The following is a 23050-nucleotide window of genomic DNA, read 5'->3' on the forward strand; positions in this document are numbered from 1 at the left end:
TGTTAGGCTCGCGCTGGCTGTTTTTCCACGAGGAGGATCGATGTCACCACGAATCTGGCGCCGCTCGACGGCGACCGCGCTGGTAGGCGCAGCGCTGGTCGGCGGCCTCATTTCGGGTGTCGCTGCTCCGGTCGCGGGCGCCCAGCCCGCCCAACCTGCCGAGCCGACCACCGAGAACAGGGCGCCGGTGTCGCCCGACCAGATCCTGATGATGATCTCCCAGGAGTATCAGACGGGCTCCGGCGGCGGCCAAGTGTCCAAGCTGATCGAGCAGGTGATCACGCTGCGATCGCGCGGGATTCGACCCTCGATCTCCAGCACCCGGGCGCTGGCGGCGGGCCTCGAGGCGCGGCCCAACCAGAAACCTCTGATCGACGCGCTGCAGGCGACGCTGGTCGACCAGCGCAAGCAGTTCTCCCGGCAGGGCGTGCAGGCGCCCGCCCCGGGCGCGCCGCCGGTGGCCACGCCGGGTAGCCCGCATGCGCCGATGGGGCCGAGTTGGGGTGGGGGCAACCCGATGATCCGAGACGACGCACCGATCTTCCCGATGCCCGGTCGCTGAGAGTTGGACGCCCAACTCCTCTCGATCCTGGTCTGCCCCGCCGATCGGGGCCCGCTCCTGTATGTCGACGGGCAGCTCTACAACCCGCGTCTGCGACGCAGCTACCGCATCGACGACGGCATCCCTGTCCTCCTCGTCGATGAGGCGGTCACAGTCGACGACGACGAGCATCACCGGCTGCTCGCTGCGGCCGGGTCGTCTTAGGCCAGATTCGGCAGGTCGCCGGTCAGGTACCTCTGGAGGTTCGGCGCGACGGTGTCGACGACCTGTTGCACCGGAAGCGATTTGAACGGCTCGAGCTCCAGGATGTATCGGGCCATCACGATGCCGACCAACTGCGACGCCACGAACTGCACCCGGATCCGCCCACTCCCCGGTGGATCGTCGACGCGGCTACCCACCTCGGCGGTGATCACGTCCTGCAGGAAAGCCCGGAACAGTGAGACATCGGAGACGTTGCTCCCGGCCAGTATCGACCGCAGGGTGGCGATGAAGCCCTTGCCCAGCTCAGAGTCCCAGATCGGTAGCAGCAACGACGGCAGCACCCGGCCAATCTGCTCGACGGGCACCTCACGCAACGGTCCGATGATCGTCATCGGGTCGATCGGGATCTGGATCGCCGCGGCGAACAGCTGGGTCTTGGTACCGAAGTAGTGGTGCACCAGCGCCGGATCCACGCCCGCACCGGCAGCAATGGCCCGGATCGAGGTGTTGTCGATTCCGTTGCGCGCGAACAGGTCACGTGCGCTCGAGAGAATACGATCGCGGGTGTCCGAGGCGCCAGGTGGCCGCCCGGGACGCTTACGCTCCGGATTGGTCGTCAATCTGTCTAGGGTGTCCTTCGCCGTAGGGTCGCAGCGGCCAGGCCGAGGGAGAGCACCGCGAACCCGATGACCACCACGATGTCTCGCATGGCGACCGACGTAAGCTCCGGGTGTGCACCGACCTCCTGTAGCGCCTCAAGAGCGTAGCTGGCCGGGAGCACGTTGCTGATCCACTGCAGCCATTCGGGGAGTTGCCCACGCGGGACGATGATCCCGCACAGCAGCAGTTGGGGCGCGATGACCAGTGGCATGAACTGGACGGCCTGGAACTCGGTGCGCGCGAATGCACTGCACAGCAGGCCGAGTCCGACACCGAGGACGGCGTTGGCGATCGCGATCAGGAACACCCACGCGGGACTGCCTGCGGTGTCGAGTCCGAGAAACCAGAACGACACCACACACGCCAGGGTGGCCTGCGCGGCCGCGGCGACGGAGAACGCGGTGCCGTAGGCCGCAAGCAGGCCGAGCCGACGCAGCGGGGTCGTCAGGATTCGTTCGAGAGTTCCGGACACCCGTTCCCGCTGCATCGTGATCGAGGTGATCAGGAACATCACGATCAGCGGGAACACCCCGAGCATGATCAGGCAGGCGGAGTTGAACGGCGACGGCTCACCGGGCCGGCGAGGCACGTCGGCGAACATGAAATACAGCAGCGTGATGATCAGGCTCGGGACCAACAGGATCATCGCGACGCTGCGGTGGTCGCCGGCGAGCTGACGCAGGATCCGGGTGGTCGTCGCGAGATAGCCGCGCGGGTTCAGCGCGCTCAGGCTGCTCCTGCTGCGGTGCCGCGCCGGATGATGGACAGAAACGCTTCCTCCAGTGACTGGCATCCTGTGTCCTCTCGCAGTCGGGCCGGTGAGCTCTGGACCAGTACCTGCCCGTCACGCATGAGCAGCAGGTCCTCACAGTGGTCGGCCTCGTCCATGACGTGACTGGACACCAGCAGCGTGGTGCCGTCGCGCGCCAGCCGATCGAACCGCTCCCAGAGGTCAGCCCGCAGGACCGGGTCCAGCCCGACGGTCGGTTCGTCGAGGACCAACAGGTCGGGGTGGGCGACCAGGGCGCATGCCAGTGAGACCCGGGTGCGCTGACCGCCCGACAGGTTGCCGGCCATGGCTTTGCGGTGGTCCTCCAGCCCGACGGCGGAGATCGCGTCGTCGACGTCGTGGGCGCCGGAGCCGCAGGGCGCGGCGAAGTAGCGGACGTTGTCCAGGACCCGCAGATCCGAGTAGATCGTCGGGTTCTGGGTGACGTAGCCGACGCGCTGGCGTAGGTCCGCGGACCCCGCCGGGCTGCCCAGCACCGTCACCGATCCGGCTGCGACGATCTGGGTGCCGACGATGCTGCGCATCAGCGTCGTCTTTCCGCAGCCCGACGGGCCCAGCACACCCGTGATCACCCCGCGCGCCACTTTCACGCTGACGTCGTCGAGTGCCACACGGCCACCACGGACGACCCGCAGATCCCTGATGTCGACAGCGTCGGGGGGCGCGCCGCCCAGTAATTCATCGTCCGATGAAGTCATCATCAAATGAATATGCGCTGTGGTCGAAGAGGTGTCAATACCGGTCCGTAAAGTGACGGCGATGGCAGTCGAGCGTCTGGCGGTCGACCCGCTGGCAGCCGCGCACCTGCTGCTGGGTTCGGTGCTCTTCGGCCGCCAGGTCAGCGCGGTGATCGTCGAGGTGGAGGCGTACGGGGGACCGGCAGACGGCCCTTGGCCCGACGCCGCAGCGCACTCGTTCCGGGGCCCGGGGCCGCGCAACGCGGTGATGTTCGGCCCGCCGGGATCGCTCTACACCTACCGCAGTCACGGCATCCACGTGTGCGCCAACGTGGTCTGCGCGACGGACGGGGTCGCCGGTGCGGTGCTGCTACGAGCTGCGGTGATCCAGTCCGGTGCCGAGACCGCCCGCGTCCGGCGGGGGGAGCGGGTGAGTGCGCCCGGGTTGGCGCGCGGCCCGGGCAACCTGTGCTCGGCACTCGGGATCACCATGGAGGACAACGGGACCGACCTCTGTGATCCGCACGCTGAGGTCCGGCTCGAGCTGGGTGAGGGGCAGACCGGCATGACGGGGCCCAGGGTCGGCGTCAGCAAGGCCGCCGACAGACCGTGGCGGATGTGGCTGGCAGGACACCCGGAGGTGTCGGCGTATCGGCGCAGCCCTCGGGCACCGGCTCCCGGCCGGAGTGACTAGTACGGAAGGATCAGAACCCGTGACTTCTGCGGCTTCCATCCTCGACGAACTGGAATGGCGTGAGCTCGTCGCGCAGTCCACCGACCGTGCGGCACTGGCTACAGCGCTGGCCGACGGCCCGGTGACGGTGTACTCCGGTTTCGACCCGACCGCGCCGAGCCTGCACGCCGGACATCTGATCCCGCTGCTGACGCTGCGGCGCTTCCAGCGGGCCGGTCACCGACCCATCGTGCTCGCCGGCGGGGCCACCGGGATGATCGGGGATCCGCGCGACGTGGGCGAACGCACTCTGCAGACCGCCGACACCGTCGCCGAGTGGTCGGGACGCATCCGCGGTCAGTTGGAGCGCTTCGTGGAGTTCGACGACTCGCCCACCGGGGCCGTGGTCGCCAACAATCTGGCCTGGACGGGTGAACTGTCCGCGATCGAGTTCCTCCGAGACATCGGCAAGCATTTCTCGGTGAACGTCATGCTCGACCGGGACACGGTGCGGCGCAGGCTCGACGGCGAGGGGATCTCCTACACCGAGTTCAGTTACATGCTGCTGCAGGCCAACGATTTTGTGGAGTTGCACCAGCGCTACGGGTGCACGCTGCAGATCGGCGGGTCCGATCAGTGGGGCAACATCATCGCCGGTGTGCGACTGGTCCGGCAGAAGGCCGGCGCCACGGCGCACGCGTTGACCACGCCGCTGGTGACCGACTCCGAGGGCAAGAAGTTCGGCAAGTCCACCGGCGGCGGCAGCCTGTGGCTGGACCCCGACATGACCAGCCCGTACGCCTGGTACCAGTACTTCATCAACACCGCGGACGCGGACGTGATCCCGTACCTGCGCTGGTTCACCTTCCTGTCCGCCGACGAGATCGCCGAACTCGAGCAGGCTACTGCCGATCGCCCGCACGAACGGGCGGCCCAACGGCGGCTCGCCCGGGAACTCACCGACCTCGTGCACGGCGATGCGGCGACGGCGGCGGTGGAACACGCCAGCCAGGCTCTGTTCGGCCGCGGGGAACTCGGCCAACTCGACCAGGCCACGCTGTCCGCAGCGCTGCGCGAGGCGTCAGTGGCCGAGTTCGTCGCCGGTGGTCCGGCCACCATCACCGATCTTCTGGTCGCCAGTGGACTGTCGGCGAGCAAGGGCGCCGCGCGGCGGACCATCGCCGAGGGTGGTGTTTCGGTCAACAACGTGAAGATCGCCACAGACGACTGGGTTCCGCAGCAGTCGGACTTCCTGCACGGCAAGTGGCTGGTGCTGCGCCGGGGCAAGCGGAATATCGCCGGCGTCGAGCGCGTTGAATGACTCACCGCACCGAAAGCTGTGGTCACAGGCTTGAGCAGTCGTCCGGGAACAATCCCGGGCGCAGCGTCGTTGAGCTTGTTCAGGAGTCGACGCACCACACGGTGCGCGCGCAGGGGCGAGGTTGAAAAACACGCCCTAGCAGGCCATTTGACTCTCAGTTTTCCCTCACGTAACTTGTTGAAGTCGTCGCAGCGCGGGCCCAGCCCGCAGAGCGCGACGGCCTCCCAGAGGGAAAGCACCACTTCGGTGGTTTCCTGACCGTCCGCACTACCAGAACGCGGCTTTAGCCGCGGGTTCGGTGGCGCGGCTGGGCGGGTGTGTTGTTTGAGAACTCAATAGTGTGTTTGGTGGTTTTTGTTTGTTTTTTGGTCATGCCTGCATTTTCCCGTTTGGGGGTGTGACTGTTTTTTGGATGCCAGTTTTTGGTGTCTGTTTGTTAGGTCAGGCTTGTTCTGATTCGGATTCTGCTTGTGCCTGTGGGTGCGAGAGGGTTTTGTTTGGAGAGTTTGATTCTGGCTCAGGACGAACGCTGGCGGCGTGCTTAACACATGCAAGTCGAACGGAAAGGCCCTTCGGGGTACTCGAGTGGCGAACGGGTGAGTAACACGTGGGTGATCTGCCCTGCACTTTGGGATAAGCCTGGGAAACTGGGTCTAATACCGAATATTTCCTGCTGGTTGCATGACTGGTGGGGGAAAGCTTTTGCGGTGTGGGATGGGCCCGCGGCCTATCAGCTTGTTGGTGAGGTTATGGCTTACCAAGGCGACGACGGGTAGCCGGCCTGAGAGGGTGACCGGCCACACTGGGACTGAGATACGGCCCAGACTCCTACGGGAGGCAGCAGTGGGGAATATTGCACAATGGGCGCAAGCCTGATGCAGCGACGCCGCGTGAGGGATGACGGCCTTCGGGTTGTAAACCTCTTTCAGTAGGGACGAAGCGAAAGTGACGGTACCTGCAGAAGAAGGACCGGCCAACTACGTGCCAGCAGCCGCGGTAATACGTAGGGTCCGAGCGTTGTCCGGAATTACTGGGCGTAAAGAGCTCGTAGGTGGTTTGTCGCGTTGTTCGTGAAAACTCACAGCTTAACTGTGGGCGTGCGGGCGATACGGGCAGACTGGAGTACTGCAGGGGAGACTGGAATTCCTGGTGTAGCGGTGGAATGCGCAGATATCAGGAGGAACACCGGTGGCGAAGGCGGGTCTCTGGGCAGTAACTGACGCTGAGGAGCGAAAGCGTGGGGAGCGAACAGGATTAGATACCCTGGTAGTCCACGCCGTAAACGGTGGGTACTAGGTGTGGGTTTCCTTCCTTGGGATCCGTGCCGTAGCTAACGCATTAAGTACCCCGCCTGGGGAGTACGGCCGCAAGGCTAAAACTCAAAGAAATTGACGGGGGCCCGCACAAGCGGCGGAGCATGTGGATTAATTCGATGCAACGCGAAGAACCTTACCTGGGTTTGACATGCACAGGACGCCGGCAGAGATGTCGGTTCCCTTGTGGCCTGTGTGCAGGTGGTGCATGGCTGTCGTCAGCTCGTGTCGTGAGATGTTGGGTTAAGTCCCGCAACGAGCGCAACCCTTGTCTCATGTTGCCAGCACGTAATGGTGGGGACTCGTGAGAGACTGCCGGGGTCAACTCGGAGGAAGGTGGGGATGACGTCAAGTCATCATGCCCCTTATGTCCAGGGCTTCACACATGCTACAATGGCCGGTACAAAGGGCTGCGATGCCGTGAGGTGGAGCGAATCCTTTCAAAGCCGGTCTCAGTTCGGATCGGGGTCTGCAACTCGACCCCGTGAAGTCGGAGTCGCTAGTAATCGCAGATCAGCAACGCTGCGGTGAATACGTTCCCGGGCCTTGTACACACCGCCCGTCACGTCATGAAAGTCGGTAACACCCGAAGCCGGTGGCCTAACCCCTTGTGGGAGGGAGCCGTCGAAGGTGGGATCGGCGATTGGGACGAAGTCGTAACAAGGTAGCCGTACCGGAAGGTGCGGCTGGATCACCTCCTTTCTAAGGAGCACCACAAGACTCAGTGCCCGCCCACATCGTGTGGGGGTTCGGGATTGTCTGGGCGATTCTGTGGATGGCCCTTCGCCTGTAGTGGGTGGGGGTCTGGTGCATAAAGTTAGACAACAAGCAACTGACCAGGTCGGGAGGATCCTTTCGGGGGTTCGATTCCTGGTCGAGAATGACTGCCGGACACACTATTGGGCTTTGAGACAACAAGCCCGCGGGTCTGCCTCTGTTGAGGGGTGGATGCCGGCCTTTGCTTCCCGGGTTTGTTCGGGGGTGGGGGTTCTTGTTGTTGCCCTGCTTTGGTGGTGGGGTGTGGTGTTTGATTTGTGGATAGTGGTTGCGAGCATCAAGAGGCACAGCCTTTTTGGGGTTGTGTTCTTGGATGTAATGCAAATTTTTCTGATACCCGCACATGGTGTCTGCTCTTTCGGGGGTGGGTGTGGTGTGTGGGTGATGACTCATTTTTTTGGTTTTGTGTTGTAAGTGTTTAAGGGCGCATGGTGGATGCCTTGGCACTGAGAGCCGATGAAGGACGTGGGAGGCTGCGATATGCCTCGGGAGCTGCCAACCGAGCGTGGATCCGAGGATGTCCGAATGGGGAAACCCGGCGCGAGTGATGTCGTGTCACCCGTACCTGAATACATAGGGTGCGGGGGGGAACGCGGGGAAGTGAAACATCTCAGTACCCGTAGGAAGAGAAAACAAAAGTGATTCCGTGAGTAGTGGCGAGCGAAAGCGGAGGATGGCTAAACCGTGTGCATGTGATACCCGGCGGGGGTTGTGTGTGCGGTGTTGTGGGGTCTGTGTTCTTTCCTCCGCCGAGGAGAGCAGCAGTTATAAAATAGTGTGTTAGTCGAAGTGGCCTGGGATGGTCTGCCGTAGTGGGTGAGAGCCCCGTAGGCGAAAACACGTTATCTGCTGTCACAGGTTCCCCGAGTAGCAGCGGGCCCGTGGAATCTGCTGTGAATCTGCCGGGACCACCCGGTAAGCCTGAATACTTCTCAGTGACCGATAGCGGATTAGTACCGTGAGGGAATGGTGAAAAGTACCCCGGGAGGGGAGTGAAATAGTACCTGAAACCGTGCGCTTACAATCCGTCAGAGCCCTCCTTCGTGGTGGGGTGATGGCGTGCCTTTTGAAGAATGAGCCTGCGAGTCAGGGACATGTCGCGAGGTTAACCCGTGTGGGGTAGCCGTAGCGAAAGCGAGTCTGAATAGGGCGTATCCACACAACAGTGTGTGGTGTAGTGGTGTGTTCTGGACCCGAAGCGGAGTGATCTACCCATGGCCAGGGTGAAGCAGCAGTAAGATGTTGTGGAGGCCCGAACCCACTTAGGTTGAAGACTGAGGGGATGAGCTGTGGGTAGGGGTGAAAGGCCAATCAAACTCCGTGATAGCTGGTTCTCCCCGAAATGCATTTAGGTGCAGCGTCGCAGTGTTCGTGTCGGAGGTAGAGCTACTGGATGGCCGATGGGCCTCACAAGGTTACTGACGTCAGCCAAACTCCGAATGCCGACACGGTGTAATGCGGCAGTGAGACGGCGGGGGATAAGCTCCGTGCGTCGAGAGGGAAACAGCCCAGATCGCCGGCTAAGGCCCCTAAGCGTGTGCTAAGTGGAAAAGGATGTGCAGTCGCAGAGACAACCAGGAGGTTGGCTTAGAAGCAGCCACCCTTGAAAGAGTGCGTAATAGCTCACTGGTCAAGTGATTGTGCGCCGATAATGTAGCGGGGCTCAAGCACACCGCCGAAGCCGCGGCAGCACACTTGTTGTGCTGGGTAGGGGAGCGTCCTGCATCCGGTGAAGCCACAGAGTGATCTAGTGGTGGAGGGTGTGGGAGTGAGAATGCAGGCATGAGTAGCGATTAGGCAAGTGAGAACCTTGCCCGCCGAAAGACCAAGGGTTCCTGGGCCAGGCCAGTCCGCCCAGGGTGAGTCGGGACCTAAGGCGAGGCCGACAGGCGTAGTCGATGGACAACGGGTTGATATTCCCGTACCCGTGTGTGGGCGTCCCTGATGAATCTGTTCTGCTAACCGCCCAAATGGTGGATCACCAATCCCTTTCGAGGGTGCGGGGTTCGCCGGCTGCGCGGGACCCGGATGGGTAGTAGTCAAGCGATGGGGTGACGCAGGAAGGTAGCCGTACCAGTCAGTGGTAATACTGGGGTAAGCCTGTAGGGAGGAACCTAGGTAAATCCGGGTTTCACATATCCTGAGAGGTGATGCATAGCCGATTGAGGCGAATTCGGTGATCCTATGCTGTCGAGAAAAGCCTCTAGCGAGCACACACGGCCCGTACCCCAAACCAACACAGGTGGTCAGGTAGAGAATACCAAGGCGTACGAGTGAACTATGGTTAAGGAACTCGGCAAAATGCCCCCGTAACTTCGGGAGAAGGGGGACCCCCGTACCGTCAACACCCTTTGCGGTGGGCAGCGGTGGGGGGTGGCACAAACCAGTGAGAAGCGACTGTTTACTAAAAACACAGGTCCGTGCGAAGTCGCAAGACGATGTATACGGACTGACGCCTGCCCGGTGCTGGAAGGTTAAGAGGACCCGTTAACCCTTCGGGGTGAAGCGGAGAATTTAAGCCCCAGTAAACGGCGGTGGTAACTATAACCATCCTAAGGTAGCGAAATTCCTTGTCGGGTAAGTTCCGACCTGCACGAATGGCGTAACGACTTCTCAACTGTCTCAACCATAGACTCGGCGAAATTGCATTACGAGTAAAGATGCTCGTTACGCGCGGCAGGACGAAAAGACCCCGGACCTTCACTACAACTTGGTATTGGTGCTCGATACGGTTTGTGTAGGATAGGTGGGAGACTGTGAAGCGGCCACGCCAGTGGTTGTGGAGTCGTTGTTGAAATACCACTCTGATCGTATTGGGCTTCTAACCTCGAACCGTCTATCCGGTTCAGGGACAGTGCCTGGCGGGTAGTTTAACTGGGGCGGTTGCCTCCTAAAAAGTAACGGAGGCGCCCAAAGGTTCCCTCAACCTGGACGGCAATCAGGTGTTGAGTGTAAGTGCACAAGGGAGCTTGACTGCGAGACGTACATGTCAAGCAGGGACGAAAGTCGGGACTAGTGATCCGGCACCCCGAGTGGAAGGGTGTCGCTCAACGGATAAAAGGTACCCGGGGATAACAGGCTGATCTTCCCCAAGAGTCCATATCGACGGGATGGTTTGGCACCTCGATGTCGGCTCGTCGCATCCTGGGGCTGGAGCAGGTCCCAAGGGTTGGGCTGTTCGCCCATTAAAGCGGCACGCGAGCTGGGTTTAGAACGTCGTGAGACAGTTCGGTCTCTATCCGCCGCGCGCGTCAGAAGCTTGAGGAAACCTGTCCCTAGTACGAGAGGACCGGGACGGACGAACCTCTGGTACACCAGTTGTCCCACCAGGGGCACCGCTGGATAGCCACGTTCGGACAGGATAACCGCTGAAAGCATCTAAGCGGGAAACCCCCTCCAAGACCAGGCTTCTCACCCATTCAGTGGGATAAGGCCCCCCGCAGACCACGGGATCGATAGACCAGACCTAGAAACCTAGCAATAGGCGCAGGGAACTGGCACTAACCGGCCGAAAACTTACAACAACAACAAAACCTCGCAACCACACCACGAATGCCCCAAACACGCATTCACACCCCACCACCAAATAACACCTCCACCCCACAACACGGGGTGGCACTCAAAAACGAGTGAAAATAAAGTTACGGCGGTCCATAGCGGCAGGGAAACGCCCGGTCCCATCCCGAACCCGGAAGCTAAGCCTGCCAGCGCCGATGATACTACCCACACGGGTGGAAAAGTAGGACACCGCCGAACACACATTAAAGCCCTTTGCCCCCCAAACACAATTGGGGGGCAAAGGCATTTCTATCGATAATCACCATCCTGGATCTGGTCGATTTCAAGTCGCGATTTGAGATTGCCGAGCCCGACATCGGCGCGCCTGCCCATCACCCATCTGGCGAGGGGCAACGCTGTGTTGCGGGCCAGGGCGGTCCCATTGCGGCTCCACATGCTCCACCGGACTTCACATGAACTCGGTTCGACTTCACTGAATTCCATCTCCATGCGTGGCAGTAACAACGGCAGGTCACCTTCCGTGGCCACCCTGTGAGGGACGTTGATATCGACCACGCGGATCGCCACCCTCCGCTTGCCCCTCAGTGGCATGGCGACAGTTTCCAGATACTGCTTGCCCCGAGTCGGGAACGGCAGGTCGTCGTCCGCGGCGATGCCGATCACGCCAGGAAACCAGTCGCCGAAGTTCTCTAGATCCGCCGCATAGTCAAATGCCTTCGCGCGCGAGCACCCAATAGTGACGACAGAATTGGCCAGCAGATACATCCCGCCTCCTCGTTGATGTCCAACCGCGGAAGGTTAGGCTGTAGACCTAGGTCAACAGTCAAGCGGTCAAACCTCTATGCAGATCAGCGAACTAGAAGAATGCACCGGCGTGAGTCGTCATGCCCTGCGCTATTACGAACGTCGCGGGCTTCTCGGCGAGGTACCCCGCACCCATGGCAACTATCGGGAGTATCCGGAATCCCTAGTCCAGCAGATCAAGCTGCTGCGCAGCATGCAGTCTCTGGGGTTCTCCCTGACCGAGATCCGGCAAGTGCTCGACGGACTGCGCGCCCACGACATCGACTGCGCCGACGGCGCCCGATTGCTGGCTGCCAAACGTATGCGCGTTCGAGAGCAGATCGCCGGTCTGACAGAAGTCAGTCGAATACTGCTGCAGGAACAGAAGCGCCTGGAAGACACCGCGCGCCGGCATGGGAAGTACGTCCAATAGGTGTCCCGCTACGCTTATGCCTGCACGCATCAATGCGAGCAGCCAAATAGGAAAGGGCCTACGTGCCGCAGGACACCCAGGGCGGTCGCGGCGAACGGCGCACTCAGCGCGACTCGAGCGCCGGCGGCCAGCGACCGGGCCGTGATCAGCGATCGGCGCCGCGCGTCTCCGGACCGCAGCGCGCCCGTCGTGCCCAACCCCGACCGACAGCTGATTCGGCCCGCGACGCCGGGCCGCCGATTCCCGCCGAGATCGACGCCAAACAACTCTCGCCGGAGATCCGCGGTGAGCTCACCACGCTCGACCGCGGGACTGCAGACGTCATCGCCCGTCACCTGGTGGCCGCCGGCGAACTCCTCGACGACGATCCCGAAGCCGCACTCGAACACGCCCGCGCCGCCCGGGCACGCGCCGGCCGGATCGCCGCGATCCGCGAGGCGGTCGGCATCGCGGCCTACCACTGCGGCGACTGGGCACAAGCACTGGCAGAACTGCGGGCAGCACGCAGAATGGGCAGCCGTTCGCCGCTGCTGGCCCTGATCGCCGACTGTGAGCGCGGTATCGGTCGACCCGAACGCGCGATAGAGCTCGCCCGCGGCGCGGAAGCCACCGAACTCAGCGGCGACGACGCCGACGAACTACGGATCGTGGTGGCCGGCGCCCGCTCCGACATGGGCCAGCACGAGCAGGCGCTGGCCATTCTGGCCTCGCCGGCGCTGGATCCGTCGCAGACCGGCCAGACCGCTGCCCGGCTGTTCTACACCTACGCCGAGACGCTGCTGACCCTCGGCCGTGCGCAGGAGGCGTTGGAATGGTTCCTCAACGCTGCCCGGGCCGACGTCGAAGGGGTCACTGACGCCGAAGAGCGGATCACGGAGCTGTCCTGAGGTGAGTACTCTTGCGCAGCAGCATGATTGCCTGCTGCTTGACCTCGACGGCACGGTGTTCCGCGGTCACCAGCCGACGCCGGGTGCAGTGGAGACCCTGGCTGTTGTCGAGTCGCGGATCCTGTATGTCACCAACAACGCCTCCCGCGGCGCCGCTCAGGTCGCCGAGCACCTTCGCGAACTGGGTTTCACCGCGGAACCCGACGATGTCGTCACCAGCGCCCAGAGTGCCGCACGCATGCTGGCCGACCAGCTGCCGGGCGGGGCGAAGGTTCTGATCGTCGGTACCGAAGCGCTGGCTGCCGAGGTCACCGATGTAGGCCTGGCGCCGGTGCGGCAGTGGTCGGACGACCCGGTGGCCGTGGTCCAGGGGCACTCCCCGGAGACCGCCTGGGCCGACCTCGCCGAGGCAGGACTGGCGATCAGATCCGGGGCTCTGTGGATCGCCGCCAACGTGGACAAGACGCTGCCCTCGGAGCGCGGCCTGCTGCCGGGCAACGGCTCGATGGTGGCTGCGCTGCGCACCGCCACCGACCGGGAACCCCAGGTCGCCGGCAAGCCGGCGCCGGCACTGATGGCAGATGCCCTGTCCCGCGGCGATTTTGACACCCCACTGGTGATCGGTGACCGTCTCGACACCGACATCGCCGGTGCCATCGCCGCGAAACTGCCCAGCCTGATGGTGATGTGCGGGGTGAACACCGCCAAGGACGCGATCTGGGCGATCCCGGAGCAGCGACCAGACTACATCGCCGAAGACCTCCGGGCCCTCACCGGGGACTCCGCCATGTTGCGCGTCGGGCCGCACCCGGGATGGCACGTCGATATCGACACCGGCACGGTCACGGTGCGGGCCACCGACCAGGATCCCGGCGATGCGCTATCGGTGATCCGGGTGATCGCCGATGCCGTCTGGAAAGCCGACACCGGCCGCCCGACGACGATCTCGGCCGGTGACGACACGGCGCGACTGGCCCTGCAGCGCTGGTCGCTGGCCCCGGCTGCCGACGGCAGCGGTGCGCTAGCGTGAACACCGACATGACCGACGATCCCGACGCGATTCGCGCCCAGGTGGCCGAACTCCTGGGCGAGCAGGCGGAGGTGGGCGAAGCCGACCTCGACGCCGTTGCTGCGCGCCTGGAGGAGGCGCACGAACTGCTGCTGCAGGCGTTGGAATCGGTCGAGAAGGGCTGATCCGCGTGACGCGGCGCGCTCGTGTGGACGCCGAGCTGGTACGACGCGGTCTGGCCCGCTCGCGCCAGCAGGCCGCGGAACTGATCGGCGCGGGCCGCGTCAGCATCGACGGGATGCCCGCGGCCAAGCCGGCGACGTCCATCGCGTTGAGCGCCAACCTGACCGTCGTGGACCTCGGCGAGCAGTCGTGGGTGTCCCGCGGAGCACACAAGCTGCTCGGGGCCCTCGAGGCCTTCGGTATCCCGGTCGACGGTCGGCGGTGTCTGGACGCGGGCGCATCGACCGGCGGGTTCACCGAGGTGCTGCTCGACCGCGGGGCCGCTGAGGTGGTCGCCGTCGACGTCGGTTACGGGCAGCTCGCCTGGGCGCTGCGTACCGATCCGAGGGTGACGGTGATGGAACGCACCAACGTACGTGACCTCACCGCCGACACGATCGGTGGGCCGGTGGACTTGATCGTCGCCGACCTGTCGTTCATCTCCCTGGCGACCGTGCTTCCGGCGCTGACTGCATGTGCCTCCCCGGGCGCCGATATCGTTCCCATGGTGAAGCCACAGTTCGAGGTCGGTAAGTCCCGGGTGGGCGCCGGCGGGGTGGTGGCGGACCCGGCGCTGCGCGCCGACGCGGTGCGCTCGGTGGCACGCCGCGCCGCCGAACTGCGCTGGCACGCCGTCGCCGTCGCCGCCAGCCCGTTGCCCGGGCCCGCCGGCAACGTGGAGTATTTCCTGCACCTGCGTGCCGAAACCGACCGAGCGCTGCCGGCGGATTCGCTTGACGGCGCGATTCGGCAGGCCGTCGAAGAGGGGCCGCAATGACGCACGAACGTACCATTCTGCTTGTCGTGCACACCGGCCGCGAGGAAGCCACCGAGGTGGCGCGCCGCGTCGAGAAGGTGCTGGGCGACAACGGAATCGCGCTGCGAGTACTCTCCGCCGAGGCGGTCGACCGCGGCCCCGTCCACCTCGCGCCCGACGACCTGCGGGCCCTCGGGGTGGAGATCGAGGTCGTCGACGCCGACCCACTGGCCGCCGAAGGCTGCGAACTGGTGCTCGTGCTCGGTGGCGACGGTACGTTCCTGCGGGCCGCCGACCTCGCCCGCAACGTCGAGATTCCGGTGCTCGGGGTGAACCTGGGCAGGATCGGCTTCCTCGCCGAGGCCGAAGCGGACTCCATCGACTCGGTTCTCGAACGCGTCATCGCACGCGACTACGTCGTCGAGGACCGTATGACGCTGGACGTGGCGATCCGGGTCGGGGGAGAACTCCTCGACCGCGGCTGGGCCCTCAACGAAGCCAGCCTGGAGAAGGGCCCGCGGCTGGGGGTGCTCGGCGTTGTCCTCGAGGTGGACAGGCGACCGGTCTCGGCGTTCGGGTGCGACGGCGTGCTGGTGTCCACCCCGACCGGGTCGACGGCGTATGCGTTCTCGGCCGGTGGCCCGGTGCTGTGGCCAGACCTGGAAGCGATCCTGGTGGTACCCAACAACGCCCACGCGCTGTTCGCCCGGCCGATGGTGACCAGCCCGGAGGCCTCGATTGCGATCGAGATCGAGGCGGACGGCCACGATGCGTTGGTGTTCTGCGACGGCCGACGGGAGATGGTGCTGCCGGCAGGGGGCAGGCTCGAGGTGACCCGCTGCGGCACGCCGCTGCGCTGGGCGCGGCTGGACAGCGCGCCCTTCACCGATCGGCTGGTGCGCAAATTCAGGTTGCCGGTCACCGGGTGGCGCGGACCGTAGTGCTATCCGAGATCCATATCGAGTCGCTGGGCGCCATCAGCGCTGCGACCGCCGAGTTCGACGGCGGGCTGACCGTGCTCACCGGCGAAACCGGTGCGGGCAAGACCATGGTGGTGAGCGGGCTGCATCTGCTCGGCGGTGCCCGCGCCGACCCCACGAAGGTGCGCTCGGGCGCGGCCCGCGCGGTGGTGGAGGGCCGGTTCGTCACCGACGACCTCGGCGAGGCGGTGACCACCAAGGTCGACGAGATCCTGGACTCCTCCGGGGCCGAGCGCGACGACGACCGCAGCGTCATCGCCGCCCGTTCGGTCAGCCGCGACGGGCCGTCGAGGGCGTATCTCGGCGGCCGCAGCGTGCCGGCCAAGTCGCTGAGCGGATTCACCAATGAGTTGTTGACGCTGCACGGCCAGAACGATCAGCTGCGGCTGATGCGGCCCGACCAGCAGCGCGCCGCGCTGGACCGCTACGCCGACGTCACCCGGCAACTGCACCGGTATCGCGCCGTTCGTGACCAGTGGCTCGCCGCCAGACGCGACCTCGACGACCGCCGCCGCCGCGCCCGCGAGCTGACCCAGGAGGCCGACCGGCTGCACTTCGCGCTGAACGAGATCGACGTCGTGGCCCCCCAGCCCGGCGAGGACGACGCCCTGGTCGGTGACATCCGCCGGCTGTCGGAACTGGACTCGTTGCGCGAGGCGGTGCAGACGGCCCACGCGGCGCTGTCCGGCGCAGTCGACGAGGGGCCGGCCGATGGCTTCTCCGCCGCGGCCGCGGTCGGGCAGGCGCGCACGGTGCTGGAGGGCACCGACGACGCCGCGTTGGCGGCGCTGTCCGAACAACTCGGCGCGGCCCTGACGGTGCTCGTCGACGTCTCCGCCGAGCTCAGCCACTTCCTGTCCGAATTGCCCACTGACGCAAGCTCGTTGGAGACCAAGCTGGCGCGGCAGGCCGAGCTGCGGACGTTGACGCGCAAGTACGCCGCCGACATCGACGGCGTGCTGGCCTGGGCGCGGGAGTCGCGGGAGCAGCTGGCCCAGCTCGACGTGTCCGAAGAGACCCTCGCAGAGCTGGAGCGCCGCGTCGACGGGCTGCAGGCCAAGGTCGTCGACGCCGCCCAGGAGCTGACGAAGGTCCGGGTCAAGGCAGCCAAGGGGCTGTCCAAGGCCGTCACCGCGGAGCTGGCCGGGCTGGCGATGGTCGGTGCGGACTTCACCATCACCGTCGGCCCGCTCGAAGCGCGTGTCGACGACACCGCCCCGCTACCGCTGCCGTCGGGCACCACCGTGCACGCCGGCCGCGACGGTGTGGACGCCGTCGAGTTCGGTTTCGCCGCGCACCGCGGCACCGACCTGCTGCCGCTGAACAAGAGCGCCTCCGGCGGTGAGCTCTCCCGGGTGATGCTGGCGCTCGAGGTGGTGCTGGCCGCCTCGACCGAGGGCACCACGATGGTCTTCGACGAGGTCGACGCCGGCGTCGGCGGGCGGGCCGCCGTCCAGATCGGCCGGCGGCTGGCCCGGCTGGCCCGCACCCACCAGGTCATCGTCGTGACCCACCTGCCCCAGGTCGCCGCCTACGCCGACGTGCATCTGGTCGTCGAGGGTGACGTCGGCACCAAGGGCGACCGCGCAAAATCCAGCGGGGTGCGCCGCCTCGACGACGACAGTCGCGTCGCCGAACTGGCCCGGATGCTGGCCGGGCTGGGGGAGTCCGACAGTGGCCGAGCGCACGCCCGCGAGCTTCTCGACGCCGCCCGGGGAGAGCGCGAGCAGGTCTCCTAGCCGTGTGACGGATGTGAAAAGAAGTAACTAATGGGGCTGGTGTTACGGCGCGCCTCCAACGCATAACTGGCCTTCCTGGACAGAATCCCCCCATGAAGATGTCTGCGTTGCTGTCCCGTAATGCCAGCTCACGGCCGGGGATCACCGGCACCGCCCGAGTTGACCGTGACATCGACCGGCTGCTGCGGCGCGTCTCACCCGGCGACATCGTCGTCATCGACGCCCAGGATCTGGATCGGATCACCGCGGACGCGCTCGTCGAGGCGAACGTCGCAGCAGTGGTCAACGCCTCGGCGTCGATCTCGGGCCGCTACCCCAACCTCGGACCCGAGGTGCTCGTCGTCAACGGCATCATGCTGGTCGACAACACCGGCCCGGAGGTCTTCAAGAAGGTCAAGGACGGCGCCCGCATCCGGATCAACGAGGGCGGCGTGTACTCCGGTGACCGCCGCCTGATCCTCGGCACCGAACGCACCGACGCCGAGATCCACGAGCTGATGCAGGAAGCCAAGGGCGGCCTGGTCGCGCACCTGGAAGCCTTCGCAGGCAACACCATCGAGTTCATCCGCAGCGAGAGCCCGCTGCTGATCGACGGCATCGGCATCCCCGACATCGACGTCGACATGAACGGCAGGCACGTGGTGATCGTCGCCGAGGAGGACCACGCCGCGGCCGACCTCAAGGCGCTCAAGCCCTTCATCAAGGAGTATCAGCCGGTGCTCGTCGGTGTCGGGACCGGCGCCGACATCCTGCGCAAGGCGGGCTACCGCCCGCAGCTGATCGTGGGGGACCCGGACAAGATCAGCACCGAGGTACTGCGCTGCGGCGCTCAGGTGGTGTTGCCCGCCGATGCCGACGGGCACGCCGCAGGACTGGAGCGGATCCAGGATCTCGGCGTGGGCGCGATGACCTTCCCCGCCGCCGGCTCGGCGGCCGATCTGTCGCTGCTGCTGTGTGACCACCACGGCGCCTCGCTGATCGTCACCGTCGGACACACCGCCAGCATCGAGGAGTTCTTCGACCGGACCCGGCAGCGCAGCAACCCCTCGACGTTTTTGACCCGACTGAAGGTCGGCGAGAAGCTGGTCGATGCCAAAGCCGTTGCCACGCTGTACCGGAGCAGGGTGTCCGGCGGCGCGATCGCGTTGCTGGTGCTGGCCATGCTGATCGCGGTGATCGCCGCGCTGTGGGTGTCACGTGCCGACGCCGCGGTGCTGGAGTGGCTGGCCGAGTACTGGAACCGGGCCATGCTCTGGGTGCAGGGCCTGGTCTCCTAGAGGTGATGACGTGATCTCCCTGCGTTCGCATGCGATCTCGCTGGCCGCGGTCTTCCTGGCGCTGGCCATCGGCGTGGCCCTCGGCTCGGGGCTGCTGTCCAACACGGTGCTGTCCGGGTTGCGCGCCGACAAGAGCGAGATGCAAACCCAGATCGACTCGCTGACCGAGGACAAGAACGCTCTGAACGAAAAGCTCAGTGCAGCTGAGGATTTCGACGCGCAGATGGCGCCGCGCATCCTGCGCGACAGCCTCGCAGAGAAGTCGGTGGTCCTGTTCCGTACCCCCGACGCCGCCGACGGTGACGTCGAGGCGCTGACCCGGCTGGTGGAGCAGGCCGGCGGCCGGGTGACCGGCGACATCGGACTGACCCAGGAATTCGTCGACGCCAACTCCGCGGAGAAACTGCTCTCGGTGGTCAACTCGCCCATCGTTCCCGCCGGGGCGCAGTTGAGCACGGGGTCCGTCGACCAGGGCTCGCAGGCGGGTGACCTGCTGGGCATCGCGCTGCTGGACAATCCGGACCCGGCGGTGCCGGCGGTCGACGACGCGTCGCGCGACACCGTGCTGGCCGCGCTGCGCGACACCGGCTTCGTGACCTACGGCACCCAGCGCATCGGCGCCGCCGACACCGCGCTCGTGGTCACCGGCGGAGCGCTCGCCGACGATGCGGGCAACCAGGGCGCCACCGTCGCCCGGTTGGCCGCGGGGCTTGCCCCGCACGGCGCGGGTACCGTTCTGGTCGGACGTGACGGTTCGGCGTCCGGAACCGCCGCCGTTGCGGTGACCAGGTCAGACGCCGCGCTCAACAGCGCTGTCAGCACCGTCGACGACGTCGACCGCGAACCCGGCCGGATCACCGCGGTGCTCGCACTGAGCGACCTGATCAATGGTGGGAACCCGGGCCAGTTCGGTACCGGGCCGGGCGCGAGCGCCGTCACCGTCGCGCCGTAGCACCGCGCGGCGCCGCCCCGCGTGTCAGCGACGGCTTGTCGGTGTCGGTGTTAGGGTGAGATTCCGTGGGTCGGCAGGCCCCTCATCGGACTCGATCTTCATCTGGGTCCCACCGAAACTAAGCCCTGCCCATCGTCACGGAGGTTGCTCTTGCCAGGCCGGATGAATCAGCTACGCAAGCACCCGCAGACCGCCACCAAACACATCTTCGTGACCGGTGGTGTGGTGTCGTCGCTCGGTAAGGGCCTCACGGCGTCCAGCCTCGGTCAGTTGCTGACCGCGCGCGGGCTGCAGGTGACGATGCAGAAACTCGACCCCTATCTCAACGTCGACCCCGGCACCATGAACCCGTTCCAACACGGGGAGGTCTTCGTCACCGAAGACGGCGCCGAGACCGACCTCGACGTCGGGCACTACGAACGCTTCCTCGACCGCAACCTGTCCGGCTTCGCCAATGTCACTACGGGCCAGGTGTATTCGACGGTGATCGCCAAGGAGCGGCGCGGGGAGTACCTCGGCGACACCGTTCAGGTCATTCCGCACATCACCGACGAGATCAAGCGGCGAGTCCTGGCGATGGCCGAACACGACAGCCAGGGAAACCGGCCCGACGTGGTGATCACCGAGATCGGCGGAACCGTCGGTGACATCGAGTCGCTGCCCTTCCTGGAGGCTGCCCGCCAGGTGCGTCACGAGGTGGGCCGGGAAAACTGCTTCTTCCTGCACTGCTCGCTGGTGCCCTACATGGCGCCCTCCGGGGAACTCAAGACCAAGCCGACCCAGCACTCGGTGGCCGCGCTGCGCAGCATCGGCATCACGCCCGATGCGCTGATCCTGCGGTGTGACCGCGACGTGCCGGAACCGCTGAAGATCAAGATCGCGCTGATGTGCGACGTCGACATCGACGGCGTCATCTCCACTCCCGACGCCCCGTCGATCTATGACATTCCCAAGGTGCTGCACCGCGAGGAACTCGACGCCTACGTGGTAAGGCGGCTCAATCTGCCGTTCCGCGACGTGGACTGGACCCAGTGGAACGACCTGCTGCGCCGGGTGCACGAACCACGGGAATCGGTCCGCATCGCGCTGGTGGGCAAGTACATCGACCTGTCCGACGCCTATCTGTCGGTGGCCGAGGCGCTGCGGGCCGGCGGGTTCGCCCACCATGCCAAGGTGGAATTGCGGTGGATCGCCTCCGACGACTGCGAAATCGACGGGGAGGCCGCCGCCGCGCTGGCCGACGTCGACGGCGTTCTGATCCCGGGCGGCTTCGGCATCCGCGGTATCGAGGGCAAGATCGGCGCCATCCGCTACGCACGCAAGCGTGGCCTGCCGGTGCTCGGCCTGTGCCTGGGCCTGCAGTGCATCGTGATCGAGGCGGCCCGGTCGGTCGGCATCACCGACGCCAACTCCGCCGAGTTCGAGCCCGCGACACTCGACCCGGTGATCTCCACGATGGCCGACCAGCGGGAAGTGGTCGCCGGCGAGGCCGACCTGGGGGGCACCATGCGGCTGGGTGCCTACCCCGCCCACCTGCAGCCGGATTCCATCGTGGCGCGGGCCTACGAGGCGACCGAGGTCTCCGAACGGCACCGGCACCGCTACGAGGTCAACAACCTCTATCGGGACCGTATCGCCGAGAGCGGGTTGCGGTTCTCGGGGACCTCCCCCGACGGCTACCTCGTCGAGTTCGTCGAGTACCCGCCCGAGGTGCATCCGTTCATCGTGGGCACCCAGGCGCACCCGGAGCTCAAGAGCCGGCCCACCCGGCCGCATCCGCTGTTCGCGGCGTTCATCGGCGCCTCGCTGGCGTACAAGAACGAGGAGCGGTTGCCGGTCGAGATTCCGGAGCGTGCGGAGGCGCCGGCCAACGGCGCCGAGCACGCCCTCGAAGACGTCCCGGCCCGTGGCTGACGACGACTGCGGCGACAACAGCAGCAGTCACGAGTTCTCCGTCGCTGCGTCGGAAACGCTGTACGTCGGGAAGATCTTCGCGCTGCGCGCCGACGAAGTCCGGATGCCCGGCGGCAACACCGCCCGCCGGGAGATCGTCGAGCACTTCGGGGCGGTGGCCGTCGTCGCGATCGACGACGACGGCCGGATCGTGCTCGTCTACCAGTACCGGCACGCGTTCGGCAGGAGGCTGTGGGAACTGCCGGCCGGGCTGCTCGACCTGGGTGGCGAACCCCCGCACGAGACGGCGGCGCGCGAACTGGCCGAGGAGGCCGGCCTGGCTGCCCAGACCTGGCACACGCTGGTCGACCTGGATTCCGCACCGGGCTTCAGCGACGAGAGCGTGCGGGTGTTCCTGGCCACCGGGCTCAGCGATGTGGACCGCTCGCAAGTGCACGACGAAGAAGCCGACCTGACGGTGGAGCGTCTCGCGCTCGGCGACGCCGTGACGAAGGTCTACTCCGGTGAGATCGTCAACTCGATTTCGGTCGCCGGGATCCTGGCCGCCCATGCGATGCCGCCCGTGGACCGCCTGCGCCCGGTCGACGCGCCCTGGACCGACCGGCCCGCCGCGTTCGCACGCCGGAAGGGGCACGGGTGACCACCCACTCGCTGTCCTTCGGTTCGGCCCTCGACGAACAGTTCCGCGGATACCTCGACCACCTGGCGATCGAGCGGGGGGTGGCGGCGAACACGCTGAGTTCCTACCGCAGGGATCTGCGGCGGTACGCCGAACACCTCGACTCCCGGGGGATCGATGATCTGGCGAGCGTGGCGGAGATCGACGTCAGCGAGTTCCTGGTGGCTCTGCGCCGCGGTGACCCGGACAACGGGGTGGTGCCGTTGTCGGCGGTTTCGGCCGCGAGGGCACTGATCGCGGTGCGCGGCCTGCACCGATTCGCCGCCGCCGAGGGAATCGCTGCGATCGACGTCGCCCGCGAGGTGAAACCGCCGACGCCCAGCCGTCGGCTTCCCAAGAGCCTGAGCATCGACGAGGTGCTGGCCCTGCTCGACGGCGCCGGCGGCGACAGCGAAACCGACGGTCCGCTGACGCTGCGTAACCGTGCGCTGCTGGAACTGCTGTACTCGACCGGCGCGAGGATCTCCGAGGCGGTGGGCCTCGACCTCGACGACGTCGACACCCATGCCCGCTCGGTGCTGCTGCGCGGCAAGGGAGGCAAACAGCGCCTGATCCCGATCGGCCGCCCGGCGGTCGCCGCGCTGGACGCCTATCTGGTGCGTGGGCGCCCGGAACTCGCCAGCCGCGGCAGGGGCACGGCAGGTATCTTCCTCAACGCCCGCGGCGGGCGGTTGTCGCGGCAGAGCGCCTGGCAGGTGCTTCAGGACTCCGCCGAACGCGCGGGCATCACCGCGACGGTGTCCCCGCACGTGCTGCGGCACTCCTTCGCCACCCACCTGCTCGACGGTGGTGCCGACGTCCGCGTCGTGCAGGAACTGCTCGGCCATGCGTCGGTGACCACGACGCAGATCTACACCATGGTCACCGTGAACGCGCTGCGCGAAGTATGGGCGGGCGCCCATCCGCGAGCCCGCTGACCGCG

Annotated in this window: 20 protein-coding genes and 3 rRNA genes; 19 read left to right on the forward strand and 4 right to left on the reverse strand. The window is 65.7% G+C overall.

The window, feature by feature from the left end:
* The first annotated feature begins 40 nt into the window (after positions 1-40).
* A complete protein-coding gene (locus G6N53_RS18390) occupies positions 41-562 on the forward strand; it encodes a hypothetical protein (RefSeq protein ID WP_163890756.1) in 522 nt (173 codons plus the stop codon).
* Between the two features lie 3 nt (positions 563-565).
* A complete protein-coding gene (locus G6N53_RS18395) occupies positions 566-766 on the forward strand; it encodes a Trm112 family protein (protein WP_163890758.1) in 201 nt (66 codons plus the stop codon).
* On the opposite strand, the gene G6N53_RS18400 is transcribed toward G6N53_RS18395, so the two are convergent.
* From G6N53_RS18400 to G6N53_RS18410, 3 genes are read right to left on the reverse strand one after another with little or no spacing between them, the layout of a single operon-like run.
* Entirely contained in the window at positions 763-1386 is a 624-nt protein-coding gene (locus tag G6N53_RS18400) for a TetR/AcrR family transcriptional regulator (protein ID WP_163890760.1), read from the reverse strand. The two genes, G6N53_RS18395 and G6N53_RS18400, sit on opposite strands and share 4 nt — an antisense overlap.
* Positions 1387-1391: 5 nt before the next feature.
* Entirely contained in the window at positions 1392-2219 is an 828-nt protein-coding gene (locus G6N53_RS18405) for an ABC transporter permease (protein WP_163890762.1), read from the reverse strand.
* Entirely contained in the window at positions 2153-2917 is a 765-nt protein-coding gene (locus tag G6N53_RS18410; RefSeq protein ID WP_163890764.1) for an ABC transporter ATP-binding protein, read from the reverse strand. Before G6N53_RS18410 ends, G6N53_RS18405 begins: the two co-directional genes overlap by 67 nt.
* A 58-nt stretch (positions 2918-2975) precedes the next feature.
* Between G6N53_RS18410 and G6N53_RS18415 the strand changes: the two genes are divergently transcribed.
* The 5 genes from G6N53_RS18415 to rrf all read left to right on the forward strand — a co-directional run bounded on the left by G6N53_RS18415 (position 2976) and on the right by rrf (position 10733).
* On the forward strand, positions 2976-3587 hold the full coding sequence (locus tag G6N53_RS18415) for a DNA-3-methyladenine glycosylase (protein ID WP_163890766.1): 612 nt from the start codon (positions 2976-2978) through the stop codon (positions 3585-3587).
* A gap of 19 nt (positions 3588-3606) precedes the next feature.
* Positions 3607-4887, forward strand: a complete 1281-nt coding sequence (gene tyrS, locus G6N53_RS18420) for a tyrosine--tRNA ligase (protein WP_163890768.1) — start codon at positions 3607-3609, stop codon at positions 4885-4887.
* A gap of 494 nt (positions 4888-5381) precedes the next feature.
* Positions 5382-6902: ribosomal RNA gene (locus tag G6N53_RS18425) — 16S ribosomal RNA — on the forward strand.
* A gap of 483 nt (positions 6903-7385) precedes the next feature.
* A 23S ribosomal RNA gene (locus G6N53_RS18430) occupies positions 7386-10501 on the forward strand.
* Positions 10502-10619: 118 nt separating this feature from the next.
* Positions 10620-10733 (forward strand): 5S ribosomal RNA (gene rrf, locus G6N53_RS18435).
* Together the 16S, 23S and 5S rRNA genes form the textbook arrangement of a ribosomal RNA operon.
* A 51-nt stretch (positions 10734-10784) precedes the next feature.
* Here rrf and G6N53_RS18440 read toward each other — a convergent pair.
* A complete protein-coding gene (locus G6N53_RS18440; RefSeq protein ID WP_163890770.1) occupies positions 10785-11261 on the reverse strand; it encodes an SRPBCC family protein in 477 nt (158 codons plus the stop codon).
* A gap of 76 nt (positions 11262-11337) precedes the next feature.
* On the opposite strand from G6N53_RS18440, the gene G6N53_RS18445 reads away from it, so the two are divergent.
* The 12 genes from G6N53_RS18445 to xerD all read left to right on the forward strand — a co-directional run bounded on the left by G6N53_RS18445 (position 11338) and on the right by xerD (position 23045).
* Positions 11338-11712, forward strand: a complete 375-nt coding sequence (locus G6N53_RS18445; protein ID WP_163890772.1) for a MerR family transcriptional regulator — start codon at positions 11338-11340, stop codon at positions 11710-11712.
* 62 nt (positions 11713-11774) lie between these two features.
* Positions 11775-12599, forward strand: coding sequence for a tetratricopeptide repeat protein (locus G6N53_RS18450; RefSeq protein ID WP_163890774.1), 825 nt, complete (start codon positions 11775-11777; stop codon positions 12597-12599).
* Between the two features lies 1 nt (position 12600).
* The gene (locus G6N53_RS18455) at positions 12601-13629 is read left to right on the forward strand and encodes an HAD-IIA family hydrolase (RefSeq protein ID WP_163890776.1); all 1029 of its coding nucleotides are present in this window, start codon (positions 12601-12603) and stop codon (positions 13627-13629) included.
* A complete protein-coding gene (locus tag G6N53_RS18460) occupies positions 13626-13793 on the forward strand; it encodes a hypothetical protein (RefSeq protein WP_163886477.1) in 168 nt (55 codons plus the stop codon). The genes G6N53_RS18455 and G6N53_RS18460 overlap by 4 nt, the downstream gene beginning before the upstream one ends.
* 5 nt (positions 13794-13798) lie before the next feature.
* Positions 13799-14608 carry a TlyA family RNA methyltransferase gene (locus G6N53_RS18465; RefSeq protein ID WP_163890778.1) on the forward strand — a complete coding sequence of 270 codons (810 nt, stop codon included), beginning with the start codon at positions 13799-13801 and terminating at the stop codon, positions 14606-14608.
* Entirely contained in the window at positions 14605-15528 is a 924-nt protein-coding gene (locus G6N53_RS18470) for an NAD kinase (protein ID WP_163890780.1), read from the forward strand. The genes G6N53_RS18465 and G6N53_RS18470 overlap by 4 nt, the downstream gene beginning before the upstream one ends.
* The gene (gene recN / locus G6N53_RS18475) at positions 15528-17306 is read left to right on the forward strand and encodes a DNA repair protein RecN (RefSeq protein ID WP_163896064.1); all 1779 of its coding nucleotides are present in this window, start codon (positions 15528-15530) and stop codon (positions 17304-17306) included. Before G6N53_RS18470 ends, recN begins: the two co-directional genes overlap by 1 nt.
* 92 nt (positions 17307-17398) lie before the next feature.
* Complete coding sequence (gene steA, locus G6N53_RS18480) at positions 17399-18583, forward strand: putative cytokinetic ring protein SteA (protein WP_159230945.1); 1185 nt, start codon at positions 17399-17401, stop codon at positions 18581-18583.
* 10 nt (positions 18584-18593) lie between these two features.
* On the forward strand, positions 18594-19535 hold the full coding sequence (locus tag G6N53_RS18485; protein ID WP_163890782.1) for a copper transporter: 942 nt from the start codon (positions 18594-18596) through the stop codon (positions 19533-19535).
* A 162-nt stretch (positions 19536-19697) separates the two neighbouring features.
* On the forward strand, positions 19698-21449 hold the full coding sequence (pyrG, locus tag G6N53_RS18490) for a CTP synthase (protein WP_163890785.1): 1752 nt from the start codon (positions 19698-19700) through the stop codon (positions 21447-21449).
* Entirely contained in the window at positions 21442-22089 is a 648-nt protein-coding gene (locus G6N53_RS18495) for an NUDIX domain-containing protein (RefSeq protein WP_163890787.1), read from the forward strand. Before pyrG ends, G6N53_RS18495 begins: the two co-directional genes overlap by 8 nt.
* A complete protein-coding gene (xerD, locus tag G6N53_RS18500; protein ID WP_237166569.1) occupies positions 22086-23045 on the forward strand; it encodes a site-specific tyrosine recombinase XerD in 960 nt (319 codons plus the stop codon). The genes G6N53_RS18495 and xerD overlap by 4 nt, the downstream gene beginning before the upstream one ends.
* Positions 23046-23050: the final 5 nt, after the last annotated feature.

Origin of the sequence: Mycolicibacterium hippocampi, from assembly GCF_010723735.1 — a bacterium.
Lineage (GTDB): Bacteria > Actinomycetota > Actinomycetes > Mycobacteriales > Mycobacteriaceae > Mycobacterium > Mycobacterium hippocampi.

Bases quoted from the DNA above. Each gene is read 5' to 3' on its own strand.
- G6N53_RS18390 (WP_163890756.1), top strand. From the start codon at position 41: ATGTCACCACGAATCTGGCGCCGCTCGACGGCGACCGCGCTGGTAGGC.
- G6N53_RS18405 (WP_163890762.1), bottom strand. From the start codon at position 2,219: ATGCCAGTCACTGGAGGAAGCGTTTCTGTCCATCATCCGGCGCGGCAC.
- G6N53_RS18410 (WP_163890764.1), bottom strand. From the start codon at position 2,917: ATGATGACTTCATCGGACGATGAATTACTGGGCGGCGCGCCCCCCGAC.
- G6N53_RS18415 (WP_163890766.1), top strand. From the start codon at position 2,976: ATGGCAGTCGAGCGTCTGGCGGTCGACCCGCTGGCAGCCGCGCACCTG.
- G6N53_RS18440 (WP_163890770.1), bottom strand. From the start codon at position 11,261: ATGTATCTGCTGGCCAATTCTGTCGTCACTATTGGGTGCTCGCGCGCG.
- G6N53_RS18445 (WP_163890772.1), top strand. From the start codon at position 11,338: ATGCAGATCAGCGAACTAGAAGAATGCACCGGCGTGAGTCGTCATGCC.
- G6N53_RS18470 (WP_163890780.1), top strand. From the start codon at position 14,605: ATGACGCACGAACGTACCATTCTGCTTGTCGTGCACACCGGCCGCGAG.
- steA (WP_159230945.1), top strand. From the start codon at position 17,399: ATGAAGATGTCTGCGTTGCTGTCCCGTAATGCCAGCTCACGGCCGGGG.
- pyrG (WP_163890785.1), top strand. From the start codon at position 19,698: ATGAATCAGCTACGCAAGCACCCGCAGACCGCCACCAAACACATCTTC.